This window comes from Microbispora sp. CL1-1 (genome assembly GCF_012034195.1).
Classification (GTDB): domain Bacteria; phylum Actinomycetota; class Actinomycetes; order Streptosporangiales; family Streptosporangiaceae; genus Microbispora.
On sequence record NZ_JAATEK010000022.1, the window covers coordinates 84,175 to 104,936 of the forward strand.

Below are 20,762 nucleotides of genomic sequence, written 5' to 3' on the forward strand. Positions count from 1 at the left end.
CTCCCGAGAAAGGCGTCCGGTGTGAGCAACGAACACCCCCCGACCGTCGCCGAGCACACCCGCACCGCTTTCAACGAGGACTGGGCCGCCACCATCGTCGGCCTCGTCCTCCTCGCGCTGGTCCTCATCGGCGTGATCCCGACGGGACTGGTGCCGTGATGAGCAGCGAAGCGGCCGTCCCCACCACGACGAGGGCCACGGGCTGGCAGTGGCCCGCCCTGGGCGTCCTCACCGTCCTCGTCCTCGCCGCCGGCACCAGAGCTCTGGACAAGGGCGTGCCCCAGTGGTTCGCGGGCTCCGACCTGGCCAAGGCCATCGAATTCCCCGTCTACGCGATCGCCCTCGGCCTGCTGGGCAACGTGGTGCTCACCGTGACCGGGCTGCGCGACCGCCTGGCCGGCGGCTTCCGCACCGAGTTCTTCATCAAGACCGGCCTCGTGCTGCTCGGGGCGTCGATCAACCTGAAGGTGATCGTCACGGCGGCCGGGCCGGCGATCGTCCAGGCCATCGTGCTGATCAGCGCGGTGTTCCTGTTCACCTGGTGGCTCGGCGGACGCTTCGGGCTCGACGACAGGCTGCGGGCGCTGCTGTCCACCGCGGTGTCCATCTGCGGCGTCAGCGCCGCGATCGCCGCCGCGGGAGCCGTGCAGGCCAAGCGTGAGCAGCTCGCCTACAGCGCGAGCCTGGTGGTCGTGTTCGCCCTGCCGTCCATCTTCATCCTCCCCGCGCTCGCCTCGGCCCTGGGCCTGAGCCCGGAGGTCGCCGGCGCGTGGATCGGCGGCAACATCGACACGACGGCGGCGGTCACCGCCGCGGGCACCATCGTGGGCGACAACGCGCTTGCCGTCGCGACCATCGTCAAGGTCACCCAGAACGCCCTGATCGGCATCGTGGTCGTCTTGCTGACCGCCTGGTTCGCGTTCCGGATCGAGCGCCGCCCCGGCGCCGAGCGCCCGGCCCTGGGAGAGCTGTGGCGGCGGTTCCCGAAGTTCGTGATCGGCTTCGTGGCGTCCTCCGTGGTGGCCACGTGGTATCTCACCACGGTCGGCGCGGCCGAGGGCAAGGCCGTCATCGGCGTCGCCAACGACCTGCGCACCTGGTTCCTCATCCTCGCCTTCGTGAGCATCGGCCTGGAGTTCCGGGTGGCCTCGCTCAAGGAGGCGGGCTGGCGGCCGGTCGCCGTCTTCGCCGCCGCCACCGTGGCCAACGTGGTGCTGGCCCTGGGCCTCGCCTCGGTGCTGTTCAGCGGCTTCACGGTCGCCTGAACGGCCCGGCCGGGCCGCGCTGCCCGGTGGCGGTCTTCAGCGGCGCCGCATGCGGCGCCACGGCCGCCACCGGGCCTCGTTCTCGGTCTCGCCCTCCTCCGGCGCGGCGTCGTCGTCCGGCAGGTCGTACCAGTGCGTGTCCCCGGGATAGGCGTCGTGCCACGCGCCGGGCGCCTCCGCGGCGCCCCTGGGGGCGGGGACGGCGGCCCCGGCCAGGTCCACGGATGGCGCACCACGGTCGGAATCGGTCACGGGCTTCATCCTGACACAGATTCTCCACACTTTCGATATGCAATAGAGGGATTGCCCGCGCATCCCTCCGCGGTCAGACCCCCGCCGGCACCCCGGCGGCCTCGGCCCGGGCGGCGTCCAGCGCCCTGCGGGCGTAGGCCCGGACGTCGGCGTCGGAGTCGCCGAGAGCGGTGTGCAGAGCCGCGGCGACCTCCGGCCGCGCCGCCCACCCGGACAGCGAGAGGACCGCGGCCTTGCGCACGTCGAGGTGCGGGTCGGCCAGCGCCGCCACCAGCGGTCCCCCTGCCCGCTCCGGATCGGCGGCGGCCAGTCCCCGCGCCGCCCCGACCCGCACCTGCCAGGCCGGATCCGCCAGGGCCCGTACGGCCGCCTCCGCGAGGCCCGGCTCCTCGCGAAGAGCCTGGCCGAGCCCGGCGAACGCCTCCAGGGCCGCCGCCCGGACGAGCGGGTCCGGGTCGGCGGCGAGCCGCGCCACGGCGGGGACGCCGGCCGGCAGGCCGACCACGCCCAGCCCCCTGGCCGCCCAGACGCGTACCTCCCGGTCACGGTCGCCGGCGGCGAGCGCCACCCGCTCCGCGTCGTCGAGCGCGACCAGCCCCCTGACCGCCTCGATCCGCACCCGCGTGTCGGCGTCGGCGAGCGCCGCCTCGAACAACGCGGCGTCACCGAGGCGCAGCGCCCGCAGGACGTCGAGCACCGCCGCCCGGACGACCGGGTCCGCCGCTCCGTCCTGGCCCGCTTGGGTGTCACCGGAGAGCGCGCGGAGCGACGCGCCGAACTCGCCGGTCGCGGGCAGCACCTCGACGAGCTCGCGCAGGCCGGTGGCGGCGGCGCGCCGCACGGTGCCGTGCGGGTCGGCGAGGGCCCGGGTGAGCGCGGTCTCCACGCCACGCGGCGCGGTCTCGGTCAGCGTCGCGACGGCCGCCCTGCGGACCTTGGGATCGGCGTCCGCCAGATAAGGGGTGATCTGGTCGAGCGCAGGCTCGCCGTCGGTCAGGCGCAGCAGTTCGAGGATGCGGGGCGAACGCCCGATCGCCTCCACCGCGAGCCGGCCGCCCGCCCTGCGCCGCGCGGGGCCCGCCGTGCCGTACGCGCCGAGCAGGACGGGCTCGGCCGGGCGGGGCGTGAAGCCCTCGACGGGCACGAGGTAGGGCTCGACCGGGCGCTTGACGAACTCCATCGCCCCGGCGGCGTTCTTGCGCAGGTTGAGGTGGTAGAGCCACTCGTCGTCGTCCCGCTCCGGCAGGTCGGCGCGGTCGTGATAGAGGCCCCACCTGCTCTCGGTGCGCAGCAGCGACGACCTGGCGGCCATCTCGGCGCAGTCCCTGATGAACGTCACCTCGGCGCAGCGCATCAGCTCGTGCGGGGTCCTCGCGCCCATGGACGCGATCTCGTCGCGCATCCGCTCGAACGTCTCCAGCGCGATGTCGAGCTTCCGCGCGGTCTTCGGCGGGGCGACGTAGTCGTTGACGAACCGGCGCAGCTTGTATTCGACCTGCTGCTGCGGCGGGCCGTCGGGGTTGCGGAGCGGCCGGTAGATCAGCTCGTGCGCGTCGGCGATCTGGTCCTCCGGCAGGCCGTCCGGCGTGCGGTGGTGCTCGGCGGCGTGGGCGCCGGCGAGGTCGCCGAACACGAACGCCCCGATCATGTAGTTGTGCGGCACGCAGGCCAGGTCGCCCGCGGCGTACAGGCCGGGCACCGTGGTGGCGCCGTTCTCGTCCACCCACACGCCCGAGGCGGAGTGGCCGCCGCACAGGCCGATCTCGGAGATGTGCATCTCGACGTCGTGGGTGCGGTAGTCGTGCCCGCGTCCCGCGTGGAAGGTGCCCCGGGTGGGGCGCTCGGTCGTGTGGAGGATGTTCTCCAGCGCGGTGAGCGTCTCGTCGGGCAGATGGCTGGTCTTGAGGTAGATCGGGCCGCGGGCCGAGGCGATCTCCCTGGCCACCTCGGCCATCATCTGGCCCGACCAGTAGTCGCAGTCGACGAACCGCTCCCCCTCGGCGTTCACCTGGTAGCCGCCGAACGGGTTGGCGACGTACGCGCAGGCCGGGCCGTTGTAGTCCTTGATCAGCGGGTTGATCTGGAAACACTCGATGCCGGACAGCTCGGCGCCCGCGTGGTAGGCCATCGCGTAGCCGTCCCCGGCGTTGGTCGGGTTCTCGTAGGTGCCGTAGAGGTAGCCGCTGGCGGGCAGGCCGAGCCGCCCGCAGGCGCCGGTGGCGAGGATCACCGCCCCGGCGGCGACCGTGACGAACCCGCCCGAGCGGGTGTCGAACCCGGCGACGCCGACGGCCCTGCCCTCGCTTGTCAGCACCCGGACCGGCATCACGCGGTTCTCGATGCGCACCTTCTCGCGGATGTCGCGGCGGCGCAGCACGCGGTAGAGCACCTTCTTGACGTCCTTGCCCTCCGGCATGGGCAGGACGTAGCTGCCCGAGCGGTGGACCCGGCGCACCGCGTAGTCGCCGTGCTCGTTCTTCTCGAACTTCACGCCGTAGCGCTCCAGCCGGCGGACCATGTCGTAGCCGCGCGTGGCCGTCTGAAAGATGGTGCGCTGGTTGACCACGCCGTCGTTGGCCCTGGTGATCTCGGCGACGTAGTCCTCGGGGGTGGCCTTGCCGGGGATGACCGCGTTGTTCACGCCGTCCATGCCCATCGCCAGCGCGCCGCTGTGCCGCACGTGCGCCTTCTCCAGCAGGATGACGTCGGCGCCGCGCTCGGCGGCGGTGATCGCGGCCATGGTCCCGGCGGTGCCGCCGCCGACCACCAGGACCTGGCATTCCAGATGCGTACGGTCGGCCGGGGCAGGGATGTCCACTTTCACAGCTCCTCGATGATGCGGGCACGCAGCCCGGCGCGGTCGATGTCGGGGGTGCGCGGGTGCGGCACGCTCAGGACGGTCGCGATGTCGCCGTGTCCTTCTCGACGCCCGAGCACGACGACCCGGTCGGCGAGCAGCAGCGCCTCGTCCACGTCGTGGGTGACGAAGACGACCGTGGCGAGCGTGTCGCGGAGCACGTCGAGCAGCAGGCGCTGCATCCCGGCCCGGGTCTGCGCGTCGAGCGCGCCGAAGGGCTCGTCCATGAGCACCGCGCGCGGTGCGCCCGCCAGCGACCGGGCGAGCTGCACCCGCTGCCGCATGCCGCCGGACAGTTCCCGGGGCAGCCGGTCCTCGCAGCCGGCGAGGCCGACGCGGGCGATCCAGCTCTCGGCGGCCGCCCTGCGCTCCCGCCTCGGCACGCCGCGGATGCGCAGCGGCAGCTCGACGTTGCGCAGGACCGTGCGCCAGGGCAGCAGCGCGTCGTCCTGGAAGACCATGGCGCGGTCGGACGAGGGCCCGGTGACCTCCACGCCCTCGGCCAGGACCCGCCCCGCGCGCGGCGCCAGCAGGCCGGCGATCGCGCGGAGCACGGTGGACTTGCCCGAACCGGACGGGCCGACGATCACCAGGACCTCGCCGGGGGCGATGTCGAGGCGCAGGTCCTCCAGCACGGCGTGCCGCCCGTAGCCGAGCGACACGCCCTCCAGCCGGATGGCGAGCCCGGCGTCCACGCGGGCGGCCTCCACGGTGGGAGCGCTCATCGGGCACCCCCTTCCCCGCGCGGCAGCCAGCGGGTGAGGCGCCGGCCGAGCAGTTCGATCGAGGCGGAGGCGACCCAGCCGAGCACGCCGATCGAGGCCATGCCGACGAGCACCGCCGGATAGTCGACCACCGTGTAGGCGTGCCAGGTGCGGTAGCCGACGCCGAACTCCCCGGAGATCATCTCGGCGGAGATCACGCAGATCCAGGCGACGCCCATGCCGACGGACAGCCCGCCGAAGACGCCCGGCAGCGTGCCCGGGAGCACGACGTTCCACAGCACGTGCACGCGCCCGCCGCCCATCGTGCGGACCGCGTCCTCCCACAGCGTCGGCAGTGCCCGTACGGCGTGCCGCGTGCTCACCATGATCGGGAAGAACGCGGCGGCGAACGTGATGAACACGATGCCCTGCTCGTCGGTCGGGAACACCAGGATCGCGATCGGGACGAGCGCGATCGCCGGGATCGGCCGGACGACCTCGATCGGCGGCAGCAGCAGGTCGCCGGCCCACCGGGACCGCGCGACCAGCACGCCCAGGGCGATGCCCACGACGGCCGCCAGCGCGAACCCGGTGAGGATGCGGATCAGGCTCTGGGCCAGGTCGAGGTAGTAGATCCCGGTGCCGAGCTGCCGGCCGAACTCCGCCGCGACCTCGGTGGGCGAGGGCAGCCGGTCGAACCGCAGCCCGACCCGGGCGTCCGTGGCCGTCAGCCACTGCCACACCGCGACGACGGCCGCCAGGGAGGCCAGCCTGACCGCCCACCCGCGCAGGCCGGCCGCCGTTCTCGTGCGGCCCGTTCCCGGCGGTGCGGCGTCCGCGCTTTCGACGGCGGGGGCGCCGGGGCCGAGCGTCGCGTCCAACGCCGGAGTGCTCATCGCGACGCGCCTCCCTCTGCCGCCTTCAGCGCCTCGTCGTAGCCGACGATCTCGGCCTTGGGGTGCTCCTTCACGTACGCCTGCGCGCCGTCGTGGGTGGTGAACGGCGTGAACCGCTCGTCGTCGCCCGCCGAGGGGTCGCGCACCCAGACCGACTTGTCCGCGAACCAGTGCGTTCCGGTGGCCGCGTCGGGCACGTACGCGGCCCGCACGGTCTTGCCCGCGGAGACGGCGGCGGCGATCTGGCGCAGCAGGCAGGTGGGGGTGGCCGCGGGGTGGAGCCGGTCCTCCCCGGCGAGCCAGAGCTCGCCCGCCTTCGCCGGGTCGCTCACGGCGGTCCCGCAGGCCTCGTCGGTCCCGGTGATCTTCGCCGGGTTGGCGGTGCTCGCCGTGTCGGCGTCGTAGGACGCGCCGTACGCCTTCCTGATGTAGGAGTCGTTGGCGAACTTCGTCACGTCGACATCGGTGAAGTCGGTACCGATGATCTTCAGGTACTTCTCGTCGTGCTGCAGGGCGGAAAGCAGCTGCGGCTTCACGGTCACGTCGAACGACGCGATGCCGTCGCGGCCGTTGTAGAGATAGACCACCTCGGGCGGCAGCCCGGTGGCCTTGGCGACCGCCTCGGCCGCCTCCACCGGGTGCTCGTGGAGGTAGTTCGTCGCGTCGATCTGGGCCTGGAGGAAGGCCTGGAGCACGTCGGGGTGCTCCTTCGCGTAGGCCTGCCGTACGACGACGCCGTGGAACGTCGGCACGCCGAGCGCCGAGCCGTCGTAGACGAGCCGGGCCTGGTCCTGGAAGACGAGCAGGCCCGGCCAGGCCACGAACTGGGCGTATCCCTGCACGTTGCCCGACTGCAGCGCGGACGCGCCGACCGGCGGCTGCTGGTTGACGACCTCGACGTCCGTCGCGGGGTCGAGCCCGGCCTGCTCCAGCGCCTGGACGAGCGTGCCGTGCCCGGCCGACCCGGAGCTGGCCGAGACCTTCTTCCCCTTGAGGTCGGCCAGCGTCTCCACGCCGGACGAGGGGGGCACGACGACCGCGTTCAGCCCGCCCCGCAGGTTGTAGCCGGTCACCGAGACGAGCTCGGTGCGCGCGCCGTCCACGCCCTGGGTGCGCGAGGCGTTGATGAGGAGCGGGTAGTCGCCCATCGACCCGATGTCGATCTTCCCGGCCACCATCTTGGCGGTGATCGGGGCGCCGGTGTCGTAGTCCTGCCACTCGACGCGATATTTGTCGCCGAGGCGCTTTTCGAGGTAGCCGAGGTCGCGCAGCAGCGTTCCTGCCGTCACCGTGTTGATGGTCTTCGACTGATATCCGACGACCACCGTCTGCCGGCCGTCGTCGGCGCCGGCGGACACGGAGCACCCGGCCGCGGCCAGCAGCGCCACGGCGGCGAAGATCTTACGCATAGGGGGTGTCCTTCTATCGAAGCAGGTAGGGGATGTTCACCGTGACCGCGTCCGCGGGGCACCGGTCGGCGCAGGGGCCGCAATACCAGCACTCGTCCACGTGCATGTACGCCTTGCCGCTGACCTCGTGGATGGCCAGCGAGTCGAGCGGGCACACGTCCACGCACAACGTGCAGCCCTCGATGCACAGCGACTCGTCGATCGTGACGGGCACGTCGACGCGGCTATTGACCAGGGTCATCGGTGTTCCTCCAGAGATGGCCACGCATGGTGAGGCGGTCGCCGCGGAACCTGACGAACTCCAGGTCGACCGGGCGGCCGTCGGACAGGTGGGTGAGGCGCTCGACCATCAGCAGCGCCGCGCCGCGCGGCGCGTCGAGCACGGCCGCGGTGTGGGGGTCGGCGTTCACGGCCTCGATCGTCAGCTCCGCCACGCCGAGCGGCTGACCCGCGATGCGTTCCAGCAGCACGAACACGTCGTTGTGCACGAGATCGGCGTCGAAGAGCGGCTCCCCCACCTCGCGGACGAGGTAGGTCAGGTCGAGCGAGAGCGGCAGCCCGTTGAGCCTGCGCAGCCGCTCCACGTAGACGACGGACTCGCCGGGCGGCAGGCCGAGCCGCCCGCGTACGGCGGCGGGGGGCGGGATCAGCCCCATCGCGCGGACCTCGTTGGTGACCTCGCCGTGCTCCCTGAGGGTCTCGGCGAGGCCGAGCAGCCGGTGCAGGCCGTGGGGGTACTTCTCCGCGGCCACCGTGGTGCCGACTCCCGGGCACCGCTCGATGAGGCCCTCGTCACGCAGCAGGTCGAGGGCGTCCCTGATCGTGTTGCGCGAGGTCCCGAACTCCCGTGCGAGGGCCGACTCCAGCGGCAGGTGACCACCGCCGAAACCGCCGTGCACGACCTCCCGCCGCAGCAGGTCGGCGACCTGGCGGGCCCTGTCCGCCCGACGCCGTCTCGCGTCCGCCAACTCCATGGAGCCAAAGGCTACTCTCCAGGTAGGAATATCTGGATAACGGCGGGATTACGCCACTCAGGAGGGTCGGCAAACGTCGCTGATCTGCGATTTTCCGGCGATGGGGCCGACAACCGCCACCCGCAGGCGACCTCGGACGGCGGCCCGGGCAGCGCCCTCGGACGGCGACCTCGGACGGCGACCTCGGACGGCGACCTCGGACGGCGACCTCGGACGGCGACCTCGGACGGCGACCTCAGACGGCGAAGAAGCGGTCGGCGAACGCCTCCCACTGGGCGAGGAAGTCGATGCCGTCGTCACGCAGCCAGTTGAGCTGCAGCCCGTCGAGGAAGGCGAGCAGGTCCACGGCGGCCGCCTCCGGATGGGGATGCCAGGCCAGCAGGTAGCGCTCCAGCATGGCCCGGCCCTCGCGGAGCCGCGTACGGAAATAGGCGTGCGCGGGGTGCGCGGGGTCCAGCGCCTCGGCCGACAGCACTGTGTAGAGCTGCACGAGCGAGCGCTGAGCGAGGTTGCGCCGGACGAATCCCGACATGACGGCACGGGCGGTGGCCGCGTCGGGCGCCGGTTCCAGTGCCCCGGCCACGGTGGTGAGGTCGAGCGTGTCCCGGCGTTCGAGCACCGCGATGAGCAGTTCCTCGCGCGAGCGGAAGTGGTGCAGCAGCCCCGCCTTGGTCATGCCGCAGGCCGCGGCGAACGCCTCAAGGGTCACGCCCTTGAACCCGGAGGCCGCGATCAGCTCGGTGGCCGCCTTGAGGATCTCCTCTCGGCGTTCGGCGAGCGGCAGCCGGCGCCGTCCCGGCGAGGGGGTCATGCCGTCCAGGCTCCTCGGAGGCGGGGGTTGATTTCGATCACGATACCAGCCTAGGTTATCTACCGTTTGGTAGATAGCGCTGTCGCGCCTGTTCAGAGAGTTGTGTGCGCATGTCGACGCCCTCTTCTCCGACCCCCTTCTCCGCCGCCGTCGCCGCAGTGCGCGACGGCCGCCCCTTGGACGAGGCGGTCGACGAGCTGCTGTCGCAGCTGACCCGGGAAGAACGCCTGTGGCTGCTGGACGGGGACCTGCCGTTCTGGCCGGGCATGGCCGACATGCTGACCAACGGATACAACCTCACCCCCATCCCGATGGGCCGGATCGAGCGGCTGGGCATCCCCGGCCTGCTGTTCTCCGACGGCCCGCGCGGCGTCGTGATGGGCAAGTCGACCGCGTTCCCGGTCTCCATGGCCCGCGGCGCGACCTGGGACGTGGCGCTGGAGGAGCGCGTCGGCACCGTCATCGGGCGCGAGCTGCGCGCCCAGGGCGCCAACTTCTTCGGCGGCGTGTGCGTCAACCTGCCCCGCCACCCCGCCTGGGGCCGGGCCCAGGAGACGTACGGCGAGGACCCCGTCCTGCTCGGCGAGTTCGGCGCGGCGCTGACCCGGGGGGTGCAGCGCAACGCCATGGCCGTCGTCAAGCACTACGCGCTCAACAGCATGGAGAACGCCCGCTTCAAGGTGGACGTCACCGCCGACGAGGCGGCCCTGCACGAGGTCTACCTGGCGCACTTCCGCAGGATCGTGGAAGAGGGCGTGTCGGGCGTCATGACCGCCTACAACTCGGTCAACGGCGAGTGGGCCGGGCAGAACGAGCACCTGATGGAGGGCGTGCTCCGCGGCATGTGGGGCTTCGAGGGCGTCACCGTCTCCGACTTCATCTGGGGCCTGCGCGACGCCGCCGCCTCGCTGCGCGCCGGTCTGGACGTGGAGGAGCCCTTCCGCCAGCAGCGCGGCGAGCACCTGCCCGCCGACCTGGAGGCGGGCCGGGCGCGCTGGGACGACGTCGACCGGGCGGCCCGCCGCGTCCTGCGCACCCAGGTGCGCCACTACGCCTCCCTCGCCGAGCCCGAGCCCTCGCTCGACGTGGTGTTCAGCCCCGAGCACCGCGCGCTGGCACGCGAGGTCGCCGCCCGCGGCATGGTGCTGCTCAAGAACGACCCGGTCGGCGATGCGCCCGTGCTCCCCCTGCGGCGGGACGCCCTCGCCTCCCTGGCGGTCGTCGGGCGCCTGGCGGACATGCCCAACACCGGCGACAACGGCTCCTCCGACGTACGCGCCCCGGAGGTGATCACCGCGCTGCGGGGGCTGACCGAGGCGCTCCCCGGGGTGCGGATCACCCATGTCGCCGACGACGACCCGGCCGCTGCCGCCGCCGCTGCCGGGCAGGCCGACGTCGCCGTCGTCGTCGCCGGATACACGGCCGCCGACGAGGGCGAGTGGGTAGGCGGCGACGTGCTGACCGATCCCGAGCTGCTGGCGTTGTTCCCGCCTCCCGGCGACGACCCGGCGGGACAGTCGTTCGCTGCCTTCATGGCCGAACCCGGCGCGGTCGACTCCATCAGCGGGGGAAGCGCGGGCGGCGACCGCGCGAGCCTGCGGCTCCGGCCCGTCGACGCCGAGATCATCCGGGCCGTGGCGGCGGCCAACCCGCGCACCGTCGTGGTGATCGTCACTGCCGGGGCCGTCATCACCGAGGAGTGGCGCGACGCCGTGCCGGCCGTGCTGGTCTCCTGGTATTCCGGCTGCGAGGGCGGCCGGGCCCTGACCGACGTGCTGCTCGGCGACGTCGACGCCGCCGGGCGGCTGCCGTACTCGATCCCGGTCACCGAGGAGCACCTGCCGCACTTCGACCGCGACGCCACCGCCATCACGTACGACAAGTGGTTCGGCCAGCGGCTGCTGGACCGGGACGGCCACGCGCCGGCCTTCCCGCTCGGGTTCGGGCTGTCCTACACCAGCTTCGCCCTCACCGACCTCGCCGTCAGCGCGTCCGGCGGCGACTCCCTCACGGGCACCGTGACCGTGACCAACACCGGCTCGCGCGCGGGCCGCCACGTCGTGCAGCTCTACGGGCGGCCCACCGGGATCGACGCGACCGCCGACGACTTCCCCACCCGGGTGCTGCTCGGTTTCGCCACCGTCGAGCTCCCGGCCGGCGCGTCGGCCCGGGTCACCGTGCCCGCATCGACCCGGCCGCTGCTGAGGTGGACGCCCAGCGGCTTCGTCCCGGCCGCCCCGACGGCCGTGATCGAGGCGGCCTCCTACGCGGGCGACCCCGGCGCCGCCGTCTCGACCGTCACGCTGTGACGGCCATGCCGGGTGATCGCAGCGCTGTTCACCACTCGCGTGCCGTCAGCGCTTCTTCACCAGAAGCTCGGTGTTGCGGTCACCCGGCAGGCCCGCCAGCCCGCTCCGCAGGCCCGGCGAGTTGAACGAGAGCTCCCGATAGAGCGCGGCCAGGCCGCTCTGGGACAGGTCGGTGAAGTCGGTGCGGTGCGGCGCGGCCGACTCCACCAGCGTGGTGAACAGCGACAGCGTGCCGTCGTGGTTGTCGGCCAGCTCGACCACCCGCGCCAGCTGCGGATAGTCGACGTGTGAGGCGGTGGAGATCTCCCAGAAGCCGTCATGCGGGACGATCCTGTTCAGATGGGAGTGACCGTTGATCCACGCGGCCACGTTGCGGTGCTTGCGCAGCACCGCCAGCAGCTCCTGCCCGCCGTGGCGCTTCTCGTCCGGCCGGGCGGGATCGGGCACGAGGTTGGTCATGGCCCAGCTCGGGTGGTGACTGAAGATCAACCCTATGTCGTCGGCGTGGGTCTTCAACGTCCGCTCCAGCCAGGCGAGCTGCCGGGTGCCGACCGATCCGCGGTAGTCGCCGCCGCGGTCGGTGGTGTCCAGGCTGATGCCGACGACCCCGTCGGCGATCCGGAAGGCGTAGTCGAGGCGGCCGCTGTCGAGATTGTCCCGGGTGTAGCCGTGGCCGGCCGGTCCCGGCCCCGCGTACGCCGGGTCGAGATGAGCGGCGATGTACGCGTGCGGGCTCACGGGGGCGCGGCGCTCGTCGGCGGTGACCGTGCGGGCCCTGCGCCGGTAGTGCTGCCACGCGGCACGGAACCGGGCCCCCGTGGGGTCGCCGTGGCGCAGCGCCCGATAGACGGCGCCCGCCTCGGAGGCGGGCAGGTCGAACAGCTTGCGCGAGCCGGTGGCCAGGTCGGCGAAGAAGCCGCCGGCCGAGGAGAAGGCGCCGCCGAAGAGCTGGTCGTGGTTGCCGATGGTGGAATACCACGGCATGGCCAGGCCGGGGCTGCTCACCTCGCGGACGGCCGCCTCCAGGAAGCCCTCCAGCCGCGGGAACCCCGCCCGCTTGTCGATGTCGCGTACGCCTGACTCGGGCTGCCAGTAGAGGCCCAGGCCGGAGCCCTGCACACCCTCGTACGCGCCCGGGTCGCCGGTGTCAGGAGTGAAGCGCCCGCCGCTCATGGCGGTGAGGAACCACTCCAGCTCGATCCGGGAGTTGTTGTCGGTGTTGTCGCCGGTGGTCATGACGAAGCCGATCGGCGCCCGGGTGGCCGGGCCGTACCGCAGGGCGTTGACCTGCTCGATCAGCGAGACGGCTCCGACGGCGGTCAGCGCCTCCTGCGGGCGCCAGGAGCCCATGTCGGCGGCGCGCAGGAACTCGTAGCGCTGCGGGCTCTGCACGTCGGTGATGTGCAGGTCGGTGAACTGGACGAAGCAGGCGAGCACCGTGCGGCGATCGGCCCTGTCCTTCTTGGCCGCGGCCAGTTCGGTGCGGGTCACCCGCCGCCAGCCGGGGCCGTCGGACAGCCGGCGATACCCACTGGCGCCGCGCGGTCGCGCGACGGTGTGGACCGTCGTCATGAGCGCGGCCGTCGACGGTGTCACGGCCGAGGAGGCGGCCGGGACGGAGGAAAGCGCGATGTCCAGCGCGACCCCGGAGGCGGTCATTCCGGAGGTGAGGAGGAAGGCACGGCGGCTGAGGGCGGGATCCATGATGCTCCCCGGTGGCGGCGAGGCGAACGTCCACCGGGAATGGTCGACAGCCGGAATGACTGCCGCGCTAACACGACCGAAACGCCGTCCAGCCATATGCGGCCGAGAAATAGCCGTACGCGAGCCGGACGCCTGACGGCAGCGGACCGGAAGCCCGCCGCTTTCCCGCCGTTCAGAAGTGTGTGAGCGAGGCCATGACCGTCGCCGCCGGGCAGGTCGTTTCGCTGCCGCAGAGCGGGATCACGTTGAAGACCACCTCGTCCAGGGCGGGCACGGCGCAGGTGCGGCCGGCCGCCGTCAACATCGGGCCCTCCCCCACCGCGCCGATCATCGAGTGCGAGGTGCGCCGCCTGTGCCGGGCTCCTGTCACGCCGCCGTCTCCGGTCACGGTGAGCAGGCCGGCCACGACGGCGCGGGGGGTGATCAGTCCTTGCTGTGCCCGGGGTTGCGGCGGGCGACGTACAGACGGTCGCCCTCGGGGCCGGTCCACTCCAGCCGTACGACGCCCGGCACGGCGGCCTCGTCGATGCGCGACGGGTCGGCCCAGTAGCCGGCGTTGGGGTTGCGGAAGAACGTCGCCCACAACTGGCCGCTGCGGTCCGCGAAGATGTTGTTGTGGCCGGCGCCGACGCCCAGGGTCCACCGCTTGGAGTAGGGCCCCTCGAACCTGTCGGCGACGGCGACGATCGCGTCGTACTGGTACTGCACGCGGCCGGCGGCCGCCGTGTCGTAGGCGTAGCGCGTGCCGCCGTCGGGGCCGGCCGACGACCGGTCCCACGCGGCGTGGACGAGGTAGTACTTGCCGCCGTACTTGAACACGTACGCGCCTTCGAGATAGGGCTCGGGCGCGTAGGGCGTCTGCTGGAACTGCGGCAGGTTCGTCGTCGGGATGATGTCCTCCATGTCATCCCGGAACTTCGCGTACAGGTTGTTGTGCAGCACGAGCCACGCCTCGTCGCCCTCGCTGAACATGCCGCCGTCAATGTGGTGGTAGGCGCCGGGCTTGATGAAGGCAGGCCCGCCGATGAAGGAGTCCCCGAAGGGCTTGTCGTAGTTGCCCTGGATGAGCCGGTAAGGACCCTCCACCCCGCCTTCGCTCACGAGCATGAACGAGCCGACCTTCTGGGAGTGGTCGCCCATGCACGCGACGATGTACCACTTCCCGCGGAAGTAGTGCACCTCGGGCGCCCACGCGTTGCCGCGCTTGCCGAACTGGTCGTCATACCAATATTCCTGCCAGGGAGCGACGACCGTGCGCCCGGGCCGGTTCTCGCCGACGAACTCGGGCGACCATACCTTGCCCTTCTCGGCGTCCGGCCGGATGCCGGTGGTGTCGGCCAGCTTCCACGGCCCGTGCAGCGACGTGGCCGTCCACACGAAGATGCCGTCGTTCCACGGGCCCGCCGCCGCCAGCCCGGGCACCCGGGTGGTGCCGGTGGCGACGTAGACCGGACGACCGCCGACGTCGAAGCAGTTGACGTAGGTGTCCCGCATCCAGACCCGGCCGAGCTCCTCGTCGCGGGGGCGCAGCTCCAGCGGGAGGATGAAGGAGTTGTCGTCGCGCGGCCACAGGTCCGCCCGCGTGTCCGCCAGGCCGTACGGCGTGGGCTCGGGCCAGTTCGACGGGTAACGCCCCTTCGGCCCGCCCCCGTGCGGCAGTTCCTTCGGGTCCGCGTGCGCGGCGGCCGCGGGCAGCGCCGCCGCTCCCAGCAGGCCCGCGACACCGGCCAGCACGGACCGCCGGCCCACATGAAACCCGTTCTCGGCACCAGTCATCGGTAAGGGTCCTCCTTTTCCACGAAGGGCGCGGGCGCCCTGCCGGGAGGACACGGTAGTAAGACTCATTTCGACAGTGAACAGACGACAAAAAGGTTCTCGGCGCACCGGTCGGCCTGGCGTCGCGCCGAGACCTCCAGCCGCCGTGAACGAGGACCGAGACGGCGCCGAGACCGCGACCACCGCAATCGAATTCGCTTTTCCGCGCGGCGAAGCGCGGAAAAAGAAGCAGCCGGAAAAACGGAAAGCCCGCAATCGGAGAATCGTTCTCCGTGATTTCGCGACGCCGTCTCGCGGGGGCCGAAAACCGGTTGCGGGAGACGACCCGAACGCGGAACCCTCACCGGCGTGAAGATGCATGCCGGCCAGCTGACGGTGACACCGGAGACCGTGCGCGCCTTGATAGCCGAGCAGTTCCCGCAGTGGCGGGGCCTGCCCGTCACGGGCGTCGCCTCCCACGGAACGGTCAACGCCATCTTCCGGATCGGCGACCACCTCGCCGCCCGCTTCCCCCTGCAGCCGGGGCCGGTCGACGAGACGCGCCGTTGGCTGGAGTCCGAAGCGGAGGCGGCCCGTGAACTGGCGGGCGCCACCCGCTTCCCCACCCCCGAGCCGGTCGCGCTCGGCGAGCCGGGTGCGGGATATCCGCTTCCGTGGTCGGTGCAGACATGGCTGCCCGGCACCGTGGCGACCGACGAGGACCCGGGCGAGTCGGTCGCGTTCGCCCACGACCTCGCCGATCTCATCACCGACCTGCGCGCGGTCGGCACGCGGGGCCGTACGTTCTCCGGCAACGGCCGGGGAGGCGACCTCAAGGCCCACGACGCGTGGATGGAGACCTGCTTCGGGCGAAGCGAGGGACTGCTGGACGTTCCCCGGCTGCGCCGCATGTGGGACGCGTTCCGCAGCCTGCCGCGCGAAGCGGCCGACGTGATGAACCACGGTGATCTCATCCCCGGCAACGTGCTCGTGTCCGCCGGCCGGCTTGCCGGGATTCTCGACGGCGGCGGGTTCGGGCCGGCCGATCCCGCCCTCGATCTCGTGAGCGCCTGGCATCTGCTGGAGGCCGGGCCGCGCGAAGTGCTCCGTCTCGACCTGGGGTGCGACGACGTCGAGTGGGAGCGGGGCAAGGCGTGGGCCTTCGCACAGGCGATGGGACTCGTCTGGTACTACCTGGAGACCAACCCGGCCATGAGCCGGATGGGCCGCCGCACCCTGGATCGCATCATGGGGACCGCATCATGGGGACCGCATCATGGGGACCGCATCAGGGGGACCGCATCAGGGCGGACGGCGGCCCCGCTGACTCGGACGAGGCTCAGCCGCGGGTGATGTCGACACCGCCGATGACGCTGTAGTTGCGGACGCGGACGACACGGCCGGAGGCGTCCGGCGTGTCCGGGGGTCCCGGCTCCACCGAGCGGCCGCCGATCAGGCTGAAGCCCTCGACCTCCACCGTGACGTCGGCGGGCACCCGCAGGCGCACGCCGCCCAGAAGCGAGATCTTCGTCACCGAGGTGACCTCCTCGATCCGTGCGTCGCGCAGGTCGAGGTCGGCTCCCCCGACGGGCGTGATGACGACCGTGTCCGCGGGCATCCGCTCCGCGCCCCTTCGCTTCAGGCCGCCGATGAGGGAGACGTGCCAGTCCGTACGCTGCGATGATGTCGTGTTCGTCATGACCTTTACGGTACGGATCGGCCGGTGCGGCGATCAGTGCCGCACGTCGCGTCCTGACCATGACACCCGTCATATCCGCGGCTCGGCCGTCGTCGGCCGGGATGGCCGGCTCCACGGCGGACCAGGTGTGCGGCGGACCAGGTGTGCGGCGGACCAGATACGCGGCGGACCAGTGCGCGCGGAGAGTGGGGCCGACCTGCGGTGACGCCGTGTCCAGGCGCGATAATGGTTGGGCTCACGCGGAAGGGGGCCGCACCGATGAACGACGACGCCGTGCCCGCGATCCCCGCCGGCGAGCCGTCGATCCTGGTGTTCGACGTCAACGAGACGCTGATCGACTTCGAGTCGATGAACCCGCTTTTCCAACGCGTATTCGGCGACGCCCGGGTGATGCGCGAATGGCTCGGCCACCTTTTCCTGTATTCGATGGCCATCACCGCGGCCGGCCTCTACGAGCAGTTCTTCACGCTGGGACAGGGGTTGCTCAGAATGCTCGGCGACATCCACGGGGTGACGGTCACCGACGCCGACATCGAGCAGATCAGGCGGGCCATGCTGGCCATGCCACCCCATCCCGACGTGGAAGCCGGCCTGACCCGGCTCGCGGACGCCGGTTTTCGCCTGGTGACGCTCACGAACTCGCCCTTCGACGCCGACGGCCGGAGCCCGCTGGAGCACGCCGGTCTCGCGCACCACTTCGAGCGGCAGTTCAGCGTCGACACGGTTCGCGCCTTCAAACCGGCACCCCGGGCCTATCACCTGGTCACGCAGTCTCTGCGGGTTCCCCCGGCCTCGTGCTTCCTGGTCGCCGCGCATCTGTGGGACACGATGGGCGCGCAGAGCTGCGGCTACACCGCCGGACTGATCACCCGGCCGGGGCACGCCCCGCTGCCCGTCGAGTCGCTGCCGAGGCCGAACCTGGTCGCGCCGGACCTGCCCGGCCTGGCCGATCAGCTCATCCGGTTCCGGCGCTGACGGCGAGTTCCGCGCGCCGGGATGATGCCGGGATCACGCCGGGATCACTGCGGGATCACCGCGGCACGCATGGCGGCCCCGGACATCGCAGGTCGAGACCCGGGCCGCCCGGAAAGGACCGGCCCGTTATTGCGTACGTAACCTTGACGTTACCTGTGGCCGATGCCATAGTGTGGGCAGTTGATCAAGGTCGACCCCGCTCCCGACTCCCTCTCCATTGACGAACCCGTTGACGCGATCGCTTTTGTTAGCGCTAACAGAGCGCGGTCAGCGGAGACCTGCCGAGTGCCGACCGAGACGTCCGGCGCGGGATCGTCCATGCCCGCGCGACGGTGTCCGCGGTCGCGTAACCGGACATCGGCAGGCCACGCCCCCGCACGTCGGCTCAGTCGAGCGAGACGCATGGAGGAGTTGATCCGACATGTTCAGACCCCCCATCGAACGCGGACGCCTGAGAACCCTGGCCGGTCGTACGGCGACCGCACTGGCGCTGATCGGCGGCGCGCTCGCGGTGACGCCGCAGGCGCATGCGGCGCCGCCCGCCGCCCCGGGCCGGCCGCAGGGCCCCTGTGACATCTACGCCGCCGGCGGCACGCCCTGCGTCGCCGCCCACAGCACCACGCGCGCGCTGTACTCGTCCTACAACGGCCCGCTCTACCAGGTCATGCGCACCTCGGACAACGCGACCAGGGATATCGGCGTCGTCCGCCCCGCCGCCCACCCCTCCCCGGACTCCGGCGGATACGCCGACGCGGCCGCCCAGGACGCGTTCTGCCATGACGTGGTCTGCGTGATCACCAAGATTTACGACCAGTCCGGCACCGGCAACGACCTCTACCAGGCTCCGCCCGGCACGTTCCGGGGCCCGGCCGCCGGCGGCTACGACACCCTCGCGATCGCGGACATGGCGCCGATCACGATCGGCGGCCACAAGGCCTACGGCGTGTACATCATGCCGGGCATGGGGTACCGCAACAACAACGCCACCGGCCTCGCGAAGGGCGACGAGCCGGAGGGCATCTACTACGTCATCGACGGCACCCACTATGACAGCGGCTGCTGCTTCGACTACGGCAACTCCTCGACGAACAGCCGCGCCGTGGGCACCGGCACCATGGAGACCACGTACTTCGGCACCGCCACCGCCTGGGGCAGCGGCAGCGGCCCCGGCCCGTGGATCATGGCCGACATGGAGGCGGGCCTGTTCTCCGGGTACAACGCGAAGCAGAACCCGGCGGATCCGACCATCGACTCCTGGCGATTCGTCACCGCGGTCGTCGACGGCGGCGGCGGGAACCAGTGGGATCTGCGCGGCGGCAACGCCCAGGACGGCCCTCTGACGACCTTCTACAGCGGGATCCGTCCCGGCTCGCTGACCAACAGCAACTACTACCCCATGCACAAGAAGGGCGCCGTCCTCCTCGGCACCGGCGGCGACAACGGCAACGGTTCGTCGGGCACCTTCTACGAGGGAGTGATGACGAAGGGCTACCCGTCGGAGGCCACCACCGACGCGGTGCAGGCCAACATCGTGGCCGCCAAGTATGACGTGACACGTCTGGCGCTGTCGCGGGCCACCACGTTCACCCCGCGCTCCGCGCAGGACGTCACCGAGACGTTCACGAACACCACGGGCTCCGCCGCGGTGGGCGTCAAGCTGAGCCTGTCCGCCCCCGGGGGATGGACCGCCTCGGTCAAGGACACCCGCGACAAGTCGGCGACGTTCCCGTCGGTCGCACCGGGTGAGACCGTGAGCGCGACCTTCACGGTCACCTCCGCGGACAGGACCGGCGCCGGCTACCTGACCGGCAGGGCCGAGTGGACGAACCCCGCAGGCCCGGTGAAGGGCCGCCAGTCCACGGAAAGCGCGCAAGCCGTACGCAACGCCCTCCCCATCAAGATCAATGAGGTCCGGTTCCGTACGAGCAGCAACGCGACCGACCAGTTCGTGGAGCTCTACAACCCCTCCGCGAACGACGTCGACATCTCCGGCTGGACCCTGACCACCACCCCGAGCGGCTCGCCCGGCACCACGCTGGCCAAGATCCCTGCCGGGACGCGGCTCGCGAGCGGCGCCTACTACCTGCTCGGCCTCGCCGGCTCCGGGCTGGCGGCCCCCGCGGACCACAAGGACACCACGATCAACCTGAGGAGCACGACCGGCTTCGCGGCCGGCCAGCAGATCGACATCGACACCGGGCGCGAGCGGGAGACCCGCACGATCCAGTCGGTCGGGACGGCCGCCAGCCCGGCGACGACTCTGTTCGTTCCCGTCTCCACCGGGCCGTGGATCACGGTCCCCGCCCACTCGACCAACGTGCCCGTCACGAACGCGACCGGTTTCACCGTCGGGGACAGGATCGGCATCGGTTCGGGCGACGACTACGAGCCTGCCACGGTCACCGCGGTCGGCAAGGCGGCCACACAGACGACCCTGTCGGCCGACGCCGCCGAGGGCGCGACCAACATCAAGGTCGCGGCCGACGCCAACATGACCGTCGGCGACACCCTGACGGTGGACACCGGCGAGAGCAAGGAGACCGTCACGGTCGCGAACGTCGGCACCACCGGCGCGAACGGCACGGGCGTCGACCTGGCCGCGCCGTTGCGGCTTGCCCACGCGTCGGGCGTCGACGTGTCCGACCCCGGCACCGGGATCAGCTTCTCGCCGCCGACCCGTCACCCGCACACGAGCGGCGAGCCGGTGCAGGCGCTGGGCGGCGGTCTCACGCTCGACAAGCCGCTCAAGGCCCACCCGATCGGCGCGGCCGTGGTCAACCCCCTGGTCACGACGGCGGGCTACCAGGGAACCCCGGCACCTGACCAGTGGTTCGGGAGCGCCCTGTCCACCAGCGCCGGTTCCATCGCGCTCCTCGACGAACGAGGCGGCGTGGTCGTCGACGCCGTCGTCTACGGCTCTCAGCAGAGCAGTTCGAGCGGCAACGGAACCATCGCCACCCCCGAACTCGCCGTCATGGAGGCCGACCAGGGCCAGGGCGGCTGCATCGCCGTTGTGCCCGGCGCGGCCGCCGGCGCGGGCCGGAGCAACGCCCGCTGGCCCGACGGCACCGACGCCGACAGCCTCTGCCACGACTTCGTCACGTCCAACGCGCCCACACCGGGCGGGCCCAACTCCAGGTAGCCCGATCGGT

At 71.8% G+C, this 20,762-nt stretch carries 18 protein-coding genes; 6 read left to right on the forward strand and 12 right to left on the reverse strand.

Annotation, left to right across the window (positions count from 1 at the left end):
* Window positions 1-21: 21 nt before the first annotated feature.
* A complete protein-coding gene (locus HCK04_RS24280; protein ID WP_167530474.1) occupies window positions 22-159 on the forward strand; it encodes a hypothetical protein in 138 nt (45 codons plus the stop codon).
* Complete coding sequence (locus HCK04_RS24285; protein WP_142649698.1) at window positions 159-1,265, forward strand: putative sulfate exporter family transporter; 1,107 nt, start codon at window positions 159-161, stop codon at window positions 1,263-1,265. The genes HCK04_RS24280 and HCK04_RS24285 overlap by 1 nt, the downstream gene beginning before the upstream one ends.
* Before the next feature lie 36 nt (window positions 1,266-1,301).
* Here HCK04_RS24285 and HCK04_RS24290 read toward each other — a convergent pair whose 3' ends face one another.
* From HCK04_RS24290 to HCK04_RS24325, 8 genes are all read right to left on the reverse strand, one after another.
* Entirely contained in the window at window positions 1,302-1,517 is a 216-nt protein-coding gene (locus tag HCK04_RS24290) for a hypothetical protein (RefSeq protein ID WP_142649699.1), read from the reverse strand.
* Window positions 1,518-1,590: 73 nt separating this feature from the next.
* Window positions 1,591-4,335 carry a fumarate reductase/succinate dehydrogenase flavoprotein subunit gene (locus HCK04_RS24295; RefSeq protein WP_142649700.1) on the reverse strand — a complete coding sequence of 915 codons (2,745 nt, stop codon included), beginning with the start codon at window positions 4,333-4,335 and terminating at the stop codon, window positions 1,591-1,593.
* 2 nt (window positions 4,336-4,337) lie between these two features.
* Window positions 4,338-5,099, reverse strand: coding sequence for an ABC transporter ATP-binding protein (locus HCK04_RS24300; protein WP_142649701.1), 762 nt, complete (start codon window positions 5,097-5,099; stop codon window positions 4,338-4,340).
* A complete protein-coding gene (locus tag HCK04_RS24305) occupies window positions 5,096-5,974 on the reverse strand; it encodes an ABC transporter permease (protein ID WP_142649702.1) in 879 nt (292 codons plus the stop codon). The genes HCK04_RS24300 and HCK04_RS24305 overlap by 4 nt, the downstream gene beginning before the upstream one ends.
* Complete coding sequence (locus HCK04_RS24310) at window positions 5,971-7,383, reverse strand: ABC transporter substrate-binding protein (protein ID WP_142649703.1); 1,413 nt, start codon at window positions 7,381-7,383, stop codon at window positions 5,971-5,973. Before HCK04_RS24310 ends, HCK04_RS24305 begins: the two co-directional genes overlap by 4 nt.
* Window positions 7,384-7,396: 13 nt before the next feature.
* Entirely contained in the window at window positions 7,397-7,624 is a 228-nt protein-coding gene (locus HCK04_RS24315; RefSeq protein WP_079312946.1) for a 4Fe-4S dicluster domain-containing protein, read from the reverse strand.
* The gene (locus tag HCK04_RS24320; protein WP_142620033.1) at window positions 7,608-8,357 is read right to left on the reverse strand and encodes a GntR family transcriptional regulator; all 750 of its coding nucleotides are present in this window, start codon (window positions 8,355-8,357) and stop codon (window positions 7,608-7,610) included. Before HCK04_RS24320 ends, HCK04_RS24315 begins: the two co-directional genes overlap by 17 nt.
* Before the next feature lie 235 nt (window positions 8,358-8,592).
* Window positions 8,593-9,168 (reverse strand): TetR/AcrR family transcriptional regulator, encoded by a 576-nt coding sequence (locus HCK04_RS24325; protein ID WP_142649704.1) that lies wholly within the window; start codon window positions 9,166-9,168, stop codon window positions 8,593-8,595.
* A gap of 110 nt (window positions 9,169-9,278) precedes the next feature.
* Between HCK04_RS24325 and HCK04_RS24330 the strand changes: the two genes are divergently transcribed.
* Window positions 9,279-11,477, forward strand: a complete 2,199-nt coding sequence (locus tag HCK04_RS24330; RefSeq protein WP_142649705.1) for a glycoside hydrolase family 3 C-terminal domain-containing protein — start codon at window positions 9,279-9,281, stop codon at window positions 11,475-11,477.
* A gap of 45 nt (window positions 11,478-11,522) precedes the next feature.
* On the opposite strand, the gene HCK04_RS24335 is transcribed toward HCK04_RS24330, so the two are convergent.
* From HCK04_RS24335 to HCK04_RS24345, 3 genes are all read right to left on the reverse strand, one after another.
* Window positions 11,523-13,181: a TIGR03767 family metallophosphoesterase gene (locus HCK04_RS24335; RefSeq protein ID WP_142649706.1), complete on the reverse strand. Its 1,659-nt coding sequence runs from the start codon at window positions 13,179-13,181 to the stop codon at window positions 11,523-11,525.
* 172 nt (window positions 13,182-13,353) lie between these two features.
* A complete protein-coding gene (locus HCK04_RS24340; RefSeq protein ID WP_142649707.1) occupies window positions 13,354-13,587 on the reverse strand; it encodes a hypothetical protein in 234 nt (77 codons plus the stop codon).
* Between the two features lie 17 nt (window positions 13,588-13,604).
* Window positions 13,605-14,957: a family 43 glycosylhydrolase gene (locus HCK04_RS24345; RefSeq protein WP_142649708.1), complete on the reverse strand. Its 1,353-nt coding sequence runs from the start codon at window positions 14,955-14,957 to the stop codon at window positions 13,605-13,607.
* Window positions 14,958-15,311: 354 nt separating this feature from the next.
* On the opposite strand from HCK04_RS24345, the gene HCK04_RS24350 reads away from it, so the two are divergent.
* The gene (locus HCK04_RS24350) at window positions 15,312-16,289 is read left to right on the forward strand and encodes an aminoglycoside phosphotransferase family protein (protein ID WP_142649742.1); all 978 of its coding nucleotides are present in this window, start codon (window positions 15,312-15,314) and stop codon (window positions 16,287-16,289) included.
* On the opposite strand, the gene HCK04_RS24355 is transcribed toward HCK04_RS24350, so the two are convergent.
* A complete protein-coding gene (locus HCK04_RS24355; protein ID WP_142649709.1) occupies window positions 16,276-16,635 on the reverse strand; it encodes a hypothetical protein in 360 nt (119 codons plus the stop codon). The genes HCK04_RS24350 and HCK04_RS24355 overlap by 14 nt on opposite strands.
* A gap of 258 nt (window positions 16,636-16,893) precedes the next feature.
* On the opposite strand from HCK04_RS24355, the gene HCK04_RS24360 reads away from it, so the two are divergent.
* Together HCK04_RS24360 and HCK04_RS24365 are read left to right on the forward strand one after the other, a co-directional pair.
* On the forward strand, window positions 16,894-17,610 hold the full coding sequence (locus HCK04_RS24360) for a haloacid dehalogenase type II (RefSeq protein WP_142649710.1): 717 nt from the start codon (window positions 16,894-16,896) through the stop codon (window positions 17,608-17,610).
* 421 nt (window positions 17,611-18,031) lie between these two features.
* On the forward strand, window positions 18,032-20,752 hold the full coding sequence (locus HCK04_RS24365) for an arabinofuranosidase catalytic domain-containing protein (RefSeq protein ID WP_142649711.1): 2,721 nt from the start codon (window positions 18,032-18,034) through the stop codon (window positions 20,750-20,752).
* Window positions 20,753-20,762: the final 10 nt, after the last annotated feature.